General features: G+C 70.6%; 5 protein-coding genes. 2 read left to right on the plus strand and 3 right to left on the minus strand.

Going from position 1 to position 7808, the window contains the following annotated elements; all coding sequences use genetic code 11:
* The 3 genes from ACFXA3_RS28080 to ACFXA3_RS28090 all read right to left on the minus strand — a co-directional run.
* On the minus strand, positions 1-608 hold a 608-nt coding region (locus tag ACFXA3_RS28080; protein ID WP_385191245.1), incomplete at its 3' end, for a biotin/lipoyl-containing protein.
* A 57-nt stretch (positions 609-665) separates the two neighbouring features.
* On the minus strand, positions 666-2054 hold the full coding sequence (lpdA, locus tag ACFXA3_RS28085) for a dihydrolipoyl dehydrogenase (RefSeq protein WP_054225644.1): 1389 nt from the start codon (positions 2052-2054) through the stop codon (positions 666-668).
* Positions 2055-2397: 343 nt separating this feature from the next.
* A complete protein-coding gene (locus ACFXA3_RS28090; protein WP_385191246.1) occupies positions 2398-3930 on the minus strand; it encodes a leucyl aminopeptidase in 1533 nt (510 codons plus the stop codon).
* A 346-nt stretch (positions 3931-4276) separates the two neighbouring features.
* Here ACFXA3_RS28090 and ACFXA3_RS28095 point away from each other — a divergent pair, with 346 nt between their 5' ends.
* Together ACFXA3_RS28095 and pelF are read left to right on the plus strand one after the other, a co-directional pair.
* A complete protein-coding gene (locus ACFXA3_RS28095) occupies positions 4277-6304 on the plus strand; it encodes a hypothetical protein (protein ID WP_385191248.1) in 2028 nt (675 codons plus the stop codon).
* A gap of 104 nt (positions 6305-6408) precedes the next feature.
* Positions 6409-7808, plus strand: a 1400-nt coding sequence (pelF, locus tag ACFXA3_RS28100; protein WP_385191250.1) for a GT4 family glycosyltransferase PelF, incomplete at its 3' end; no start/stop codon positions are given.

Raw genomic sequence — 7808 nt, forward strand, 5'->3', positions numbered from 1 at the left:
CGGATGACGGCCAGGACGGCGCCGACCTCGGCGGTCTCGTCCTCGTTGATCCGGATCTCCAGCAGCGTGCCGGAGACCGGGGCGGGGATCTCGGTGTCGACCTTGTCCGTGGAGACCTCGAGCAGCGGCTCGTCGGCCTCGACGGACTCGCCGACCTGCTTCAGCCAGCGGGTGACGGTGCCCTCGGTGACGCTCTCGCCCAGGGCGGGGAGAACGACGTCCGTGCCGGACGCGGCCGGCGCGGCGGCGGCCGGAGCCTCGGCGACCGGGGCCGGGGCCGGGGCGGCGGCGGGGGCCTCGGCGACGGGGGCCGGCTCGGCCGGAACCTCGGCGACGACCGTCTCGGCCTCGGCGGCAGCCGGCGCGCCGGAGCCGTCGTCGATGACGGCGAGCTCGGCGCCGACCTCGACGGTCTCGTCCTCGGCGACCTTGATGGAGGCCAGGATGCCGGAGACCGGCGACGGGATCTCGGTGTCGACCTTGTCGGTCGAGACCTCGAGCAGCGGCTCGTCGGCCTCGACGCGCTCGCCCTCGGCCTTCAGCCAGCGGGTGACAGTGCCCTCGGTGACGCTCTCACCGAGCGCCGGAAGGGTTACGGAAACCGACATGGTTTCTGTTGCTCCTAACGAAAGTGCGGAAGTGGTCGTCGCGCCCGTGACCGTGGATCAGTCGTGGGAGTGAAGCGGCTTGCCGGCCAGGGCCAGGTGGGCCTCGCCGAGCGCTTCGTTCTGGGTCGGGTGCGCGTGGATGAGCTGCGCGACCTCGGCCGGCAGAGCTTCCCAGTTGTAGATCAGCTGGGCCTCGCCGACCTGCTCGCCCATCCGGTCACCGACCATGTGGACGCCGACCACGGCACCGTCCTTGACCTGGACGAGCTTGATCTCGCCCGCGGTCTTCAGGATCTTGCTCTTGCCGTTGCCCGCCAGGTTGTACTTCAGGGCCACGACCTTGTCCGCGCCGTAGATCTCCTTGGCCTTGGCCTCGGTGATGCCGACGGAGGCGACCTCGGGGTGGCAGTACGTGACGCGCGGAACGCCGTCGTAGTCGATCGGGACGGTCTTCAGACCGGCCAGGCGCTCCGCGACGAGGATGCCCTCCGCGAAGCCGACGTGCGCGAGCTGCAGGGTCGGGACGAGGTCGCCGACGGCCGAGATCGTCGGCACGTTCGTCTGCATGTACTCGTCGACCAGGACGTAGCCGCGGTCCATCGCGACGCCCTGCTCCTCGTAGCCGAGGCCCTGCGAGACCGGGCCGCGGCCGACGGCGACCAGCAGCACCTCGGCCTCGAAGGTCTTGCCGTCGGCCAGCGTGACGCGCACGCCGGTCTCGGTGTACTCGGCCTTGTCGAAGAAGGTGCCGAGGTTGAACTTGATGCCGCGCTTGCGGAACGCGCGCTCGAGCAGCTTCGAGCTGTTCTCGTCCTCGACCGGGACGAGGTGCTTGAGGCCCTCGATCACGGTGATGTCGGAGCCGAAGGACTTCCACGCCGAGGCGAACTCGACGCCGATGACGCCGCCGCCCAGGACGATCGCCGACTCGGGGACGCGGTCCAGGACCAGCGCGTGGTCCGAGGAGATGATGCGGTTGCCGTCGATCTGCAGGCCCGGCAGCGACTTCGGCACGGAGCCGGTCGCCAGCAGGACGTGGCGGCCCTGGATGCGCTGGCCGTTCACGTCGACGGAGGTCGGCGAGGAAAGGCGGCCCTCACCCTCGATGTACGTCACCTTGCGGGAGGCGACCAGGCCCTGCAGGCCCTTGTACAGGCCCGAGATGACCTCGTCCTTGTACTTCTGCACACCCGCGATGTCGATGCCCTCGAAGGTGGCCTTCACGCCGAACTGGGCGGCTTCGCGCGCCTGGTCCGCGATCTCGCCCGCGTGGAGCAGGGCCTTCGTGGGGATGCAGCCGTTGTGCAGGCAGGTGCCGCCGAGCTTGTTCTTCTCGATCAGGGCAACGTCCAGACCCAGCTGGGATGCGCGCAGAGCCGCGGCGTAACCGCCACTGCCACCGCCGAGGATCACTAGGTCGAAAACGGTGCTGGCGTCGTTCGCCACGTCACGTCCTCCATGCATGTGCGCCGGGCACCGGTCCTCTGTGACCGGGCGGCGGCTGGTAATCGGCCGCTTGTTTCTTCGGCCCTGTGGTGGGGGCCCTGTCCTGCCGAGAACCCATCTTCGCATTTGTCGGGGGAACGCGGGACGCCGGGCCCGGACTGTGGCAGGTCGATCTGCCCCGAGCAGGGGTTACCGAAGCGTAGAAACCTGCGGATTTCGTTGTGGGTGAACGAACCCGGGGCCTCGATCGACTGATCTTCGAGGCCCCGGGGTGCGTCACGCGTCACACATCACATGTCAGGCGGCCCGCCTGGCACGTGGTAGGTGCCCTGGGCGGGGCGGGTCAGCCCAGGTCGCCGGTGGCGGTGCGCTCCGCCAGCCGTACCAGGGTGCGCACGGCCGAGCCGGTGCCGCCCTTGGGGGTGTAGCCGTACGGGGCGCCCTCGTGGAAGGCCGGGCCCGCGATGTCGAGGTGGGCCCAGGTGATGCCCTCGCCGACGAACTCCTGGAGGAAGAGGCCGGCCACCAGGCCGCCGCCCATCCGGACACCCATGTTGGCGATGTCGGCGGTGGGGGAGTCCATGGTCTTGCGCAGGTCCTCGGGGAGCGGCATCGGCCAGGAGGCCTCGCCGACCTCCTCCGCGATCTCGTGGATCGCGGTGCGGAAGGCGTCGTCGTTGGCCATGATGCCGAAGGTGCGGTCGCCCAGGGCCAGCACCATGGCGCCGGTCAGGGTGGCGACGTCGACGATCGCGTCCGGGTTCTCCTCGGAGGCCTTGGTCAGCGCGTCGCCCAGGACCAGGCGGCCCTCGGCGTCGGTGTTCAGGACCTCGACGGTCTTGCCGCTGTACATGCGCAGCACGTCGCCGGGCTTGGTGGCGGAGCCGGAGGGCATGTTCTCGGCGAGCGCGAGCCAGCCGGTGACGTTGACCTGGAGGCCCAGCTTGGCGGCGGCGATGACGGCGGCGAACACGGCGGCGGCGCCGGACATGTCGCACTTCATCGTCTCGTTGTGGCCGGCCGGCTTGAGGGAGATGCCGCCCGAGTCGTAGGTGATGCCCTTGCCGACGAACGCGAGGGTCTTCTCCGCCTTGGCGTGGGTGTAGGAGAGCTTCACCAGGCGCGGCGGGTTCTCGGAGCCCTTGCCGACGCCCATGATGCCGCCGTAGCCGCCCTTGACCAGCGCCTTCTCGTCGAGGACCTGGACCTTGACGCCGTTCTCCTTGGCGGTCGCGGAGGCGACCGCGGCGAAGGCCTCGGGGGTGAGGTCGTTCGGCGGGGTGTTGATCAGGTCGCGGGCGACGTTGACCTCGGTGGCCACGACGGTCGCGCGCTCGGCGGCCGCCTTGTGCTCCTTGTCGCGCGGCTTGGCGCCGAGCAGGGCCACCTCGGCGAGCGGCTGCTTCGGGCCGCCGTTCTTGCCGGAGGCCTTCTTCTCGCCGCCCTGGTAGGCGGTGAAGGCGTACGCGCCCAGGAGCGCGCCCTCGGCGACGGCGGTGACGGCGGAGGCGTCGTCCAGGGGGAGGGCGAAGGCGGCCTTCTTGGAGCCGTGCAGGGCACGGGCGGCGGCGCCGGCGGCGCGCCGCAGGGCCTCCTCGTCGTACGACTCGTCCTTCTCGGGGACGGGGCCGAGCCCGACCGCCAGCACGACCGGGACCTTCAGGCCGTCCGGGGCCGGCAGCTTGGTGGTCTCGCCTTCGGCGCCCGAGGCACCGAGTGCGTCGAGCACGGCGGCGAGCTTTCCGTCGTACGCCTTGTCCACGGCCTCGGCGCCTGCGGCGACGACCGGGCCCTTCGGGCCCTTCGCCACGCCGACCACGAGGGCGTCGGCGCGCAGCGTCGCCGCGCCGGCAGTGCTGAGAGTCAGAGCAGTCACGGTGGTGAAGTCTCGCTTCCGTTTGTGTTGTGGGCCGAGTGGGTGGACGGCCATCCGTAGCGATCGTATTCCGGCCCGACGGCCGCCAGAAATGAGCCTACGCGTAGCGGCTCGTCCGTACGCCACTCGAAGGTTTGGCAAGTTGTTCGATCGAGACGCCGACAGGTTCACCCATCTGTGGCTTCTGTTCCAGGTTTGCCCTTTGGACCTGACGAGGTCCGCGAGACTCGGTCCACTCTCGCAAGGGGACGCGGGGTCCCTTTGCATGATTTCCACAGAGCCTCCTCGGCCCGGCCGACCGCCATGGGGCCGTAGTCGAGTGACGCCTGCGGGGGGAAAGGCCGAAATGGTCAACAAGAACCGGATGAACAGGGCTGCCGCCGCAATGGCCGTGGCCGCGCTGATGTCCGTGGCAGTGCCCGCCGCGACCGCCCGGGCGGCCGTGACACCGCGCATCGACCTGAAGGTGCTCGTCGTCGACGACGGCGGCAGCTCGGTCGAGGCGATCACCGCCCAGCTCCGGGACACCGGGGTGCCCTACACCCGGGTGGTCCTGGGCAGCTCCGGCCGCCCGGTGATCAACGCCGGGTTCCTCGGCGACACGGTCGACGGCCGTCCGCGCGCCAAGTACCAGGGCGTCGTGCTGCCGAACGAGAACCCGTTCGGCGAGGGCTCGGCCGAGATGGCCGCGCTCAGCGCGTACGAGACGACCTACGGCATCCGCCAGGTCGACGCCTACACCTGGGCCCACCCGGGCGTGGGCCTCGAATACACCGACAACGGCGGCTACAGCGGGCAGCTCGACGGCACGAAGGCCGCCGTCACCACCGCCGGCAAGGCGGGCCCGTTCAACTACCTGGCCGGCCAGGTCACCTTCGAGGACAACTCCGCCCTGGTTCCCGAGAGCTACGGGTTCATGGGCAAGCCGCGGGCCGGCTACACCAGCTACCTCGACGCGCCCGTCTCCGGCGGACGGGCCTCGCTCGTCGGCGAGTACGCGCACGACGGCCGCAGCGAACTGGTCGTCACTTTCGGGTACAACCAGTACCAGCAGCAGTTCCGGCTGCTCGCCCGCGGCATCGTCGACTGGCTCACCCAGGGGGTCCACCTCGGCCAGGAGCGCCAGTACTTCGCCGTCCACGTCGACGACGTCTTCGCCCCCGACGCCCGGTGGAGCAAGGACCTCAACTGCACGCCCGGCGACTACGCCTGTGCGGGCGGCGAGGGCAAGGAGAGCACCATCCGCATGACCGCCGCCGACGCCCAGTACGCGGCGCAGTGGCAGACGAGCAAGAACTTCAAACTCGACCTCCTCTTCAACGCCGGCGCCGGCGAGGAATGGAAGGCCGAGAACGGCGGCACCGACGCCCTCACCGCACAGCTCATCGCGGACCGGGCCAAATACCGCTGGATGAACCACACCTACACCCACCCCTTCCTCGGCTGCGTCCAGGACACCACCACCGTCCCGTGGACCTGCACCAAGAACGCCCAGGGCGCCGTCAACTGGATGAGCCGGGCCGACATCTCCGCCCAGATCCGCGACAACAACAACTGGGCCGCGGCCAAGGGCATCACCACCGACCGCACCGAGCTCGTCACCGGCGAGCACTCCGGCCTCAAGACCCTCCCGGAGCAGCCCGTCGACAACCCGAACCTGGCGGGCGCCCTCGCCGACAACGGGGTCAAGTGGGCCGGCAGCGACAACTCGCGCGAGCCCGCCCAGCGCGCCGTCGGCGCCGCCCTGACCGTCCCCCGCTACCCGATGAACGTGTACTACAACACGGGCACCAACGCGGAGATGGCCGACGAGTACAACTGGATCTACACGAGCCGCGCCCAGGGCGGCAGCGGTACCTGCGAGGACAACCCGGCGACCTCCACCTGTCTGCCCGCGCCGCTCAACACCGCCACCGGCTACCAGGACTACATCGTCCCGGCCGAGGCCCGGACCGCCCTGCGCCACGTCCTGGCGAACGACCCGCGTCCGCACTACGTCCACCAGTCCAACCTCGCCGAGGACCGCACCCTCTACCCGGTGCTCAACCAGGTCCTCGACACCTACCGGGCGCTCTACGCGCCCAGCGCCCCGATCGTGAACCAGAGCATGAAGGACACCGGGGTCGAGCTCAGCCGCCGGGCCGCCTGGGACAAGGCCCTGGCCGCCGGACAGGTCACCGCCTACCGCATCGGCAAGGACGTCACCATCAAGGCGCCCTCCGGCATCGTCGCCCCGGTGACCGCGCCGAACGGCACCAAGAAGCAGCTCACGCTGGGCACCGCCGACTTCGGCACCGCCTACGCGGGCAACCGCTCGGCGTGGACCTCGCCCGAGGCGCTCCAGAGCGCGGTCACGCTCAAGCTGCCCAGCTGACCGCCGCGTCACCGCGACGCCAGTACCACCCGGTACCACCCTGCGCCGGCGCTCCGCACATCCACGGGCGCCGGCCCCTTTTCCGTCCTGGGGGGACACAACGCATGAGCCATGGGCGTCATGTCACCATGCTCACCGAAGGCACCTATCCACACGTCCACGGGGGTGTCAGCACCTGGTGCGACCAGCTCGTACGGGGGATGCCGGAGGTCGACTTCAACGTCATAGCCCTGACCGGCTCCGGCCGGGAACCGGTCACCTGGGAGCTGCCCCGCAACGTCTACCGGCACACTGCCGTCCCGCTCTGGGGCGCGACGCCGGGCCGCGGCCGCCGCTCGGTCCTGCGGGGCAAGGCTCACCGCCGGTTCACCGAGATCTACGAAACCTTCCTGCTCTCGCTCCTGGACCCGCCCGCGGCCGCCACCGGGGACGCCCCCGGGGATGCCCCCGACCGCGCCGGATTCTCCGAAGCCCTGCGCGAACTCGCCGTCCTGGCCCGGGCCGGCCGCCTCGTCCCGGCCCTGCGCTCCGAAACGGTCCTGCGCCTGCTGATGGACCTGTGGAGCCGCCCCGGCTTCTCCACCGCCGCAGCCGGGCCCACCATCCACGACGCGCTCACCGCCACGGACCTGATCGAGCACGCGCTGCGGCCGCTCGCCGTACGGATCCCGCCCGACAGCATCGCGCACTCCGTCAGCAGCGGCCTCGCCACCCTCCCGGCCCTCGCCGCCAAGTACCTCGACCAGGTGCCCTTCCTGCTCACCGAGCACGGCATCTACCTGCGCGAGCGCTACCTCGGCTACCGCACCGCGCAGCAGCGCTGGCCCGTCAAGGCCCTGCTGCTCGGCTTCTACCGGGAGCTCAACACCGAGGGCTACCGGCAGGCCGACCTCATCACCCCGTGCAACCAGTACAACCGCCGCTGGGAGGAGCGCGGCGGCGCCGCCCCCGACCGGATCCGCACGGTCTACAACGGCGTCGACCCGTACGCCTTCCCCGAGGCCGGACCCGAACCCGACGTGCCCACCCTCAGCTGGTGCGGGCGCATCGACCCGATCAAGGACCTCGAAACCCTGGTCCGGGCCTACGCGTTCATGCGCGAGGAACTGCCCGCCCTGCGGCTGCGGTTGTTCGGCCCGGTCCCGGCCGGCTGCGAGGAGTACAAGCTCCGCCTGGAGAAACTCGCCGCAGAACTCGGCGTGACCGACGGGATCTCGTACGAGGGCCGCATCGCCGACGTCGCCCGGGCCTACGCGGCGGGCAGCGTCGTGATGCTCTCCAGCATCAGCGAGGGCTTCCCCTTCAGCATCATCGAGGCCATGTCCTGCGGCCGCACCACCGTCTCCACCGACGTCGGCGGGGTGCGCGAGGCCGTAGGCGACACCGGGCTCGTCGTCCCGCCCCGCGAACCGGAGACCATGGCCCGCGCCACCCTCGCCCTGCTCCGCGACCTCAGTCCGCGTCGACGGTCGGCATGTTGTGGAGCCCGACCAACGTGCGCACG

Source organism: Streptomyces sp. NPDC059456 (assembly GCF_042750055.1).
GTDB lineage: Bacteria > Actinomycetota > Actinomycetes > Streptomycetales > Streptomycetaceae > Streptomyces.

Coding starts and splice junctions, on each gene's coding strand:
- ACFXA3_RS28095 (WP_385191248.1), top strand. CDS start 4,277: ATGGTCAACAAGAACCGGATGAACAGGGCTGCCGCCGCAATGGCCGTG.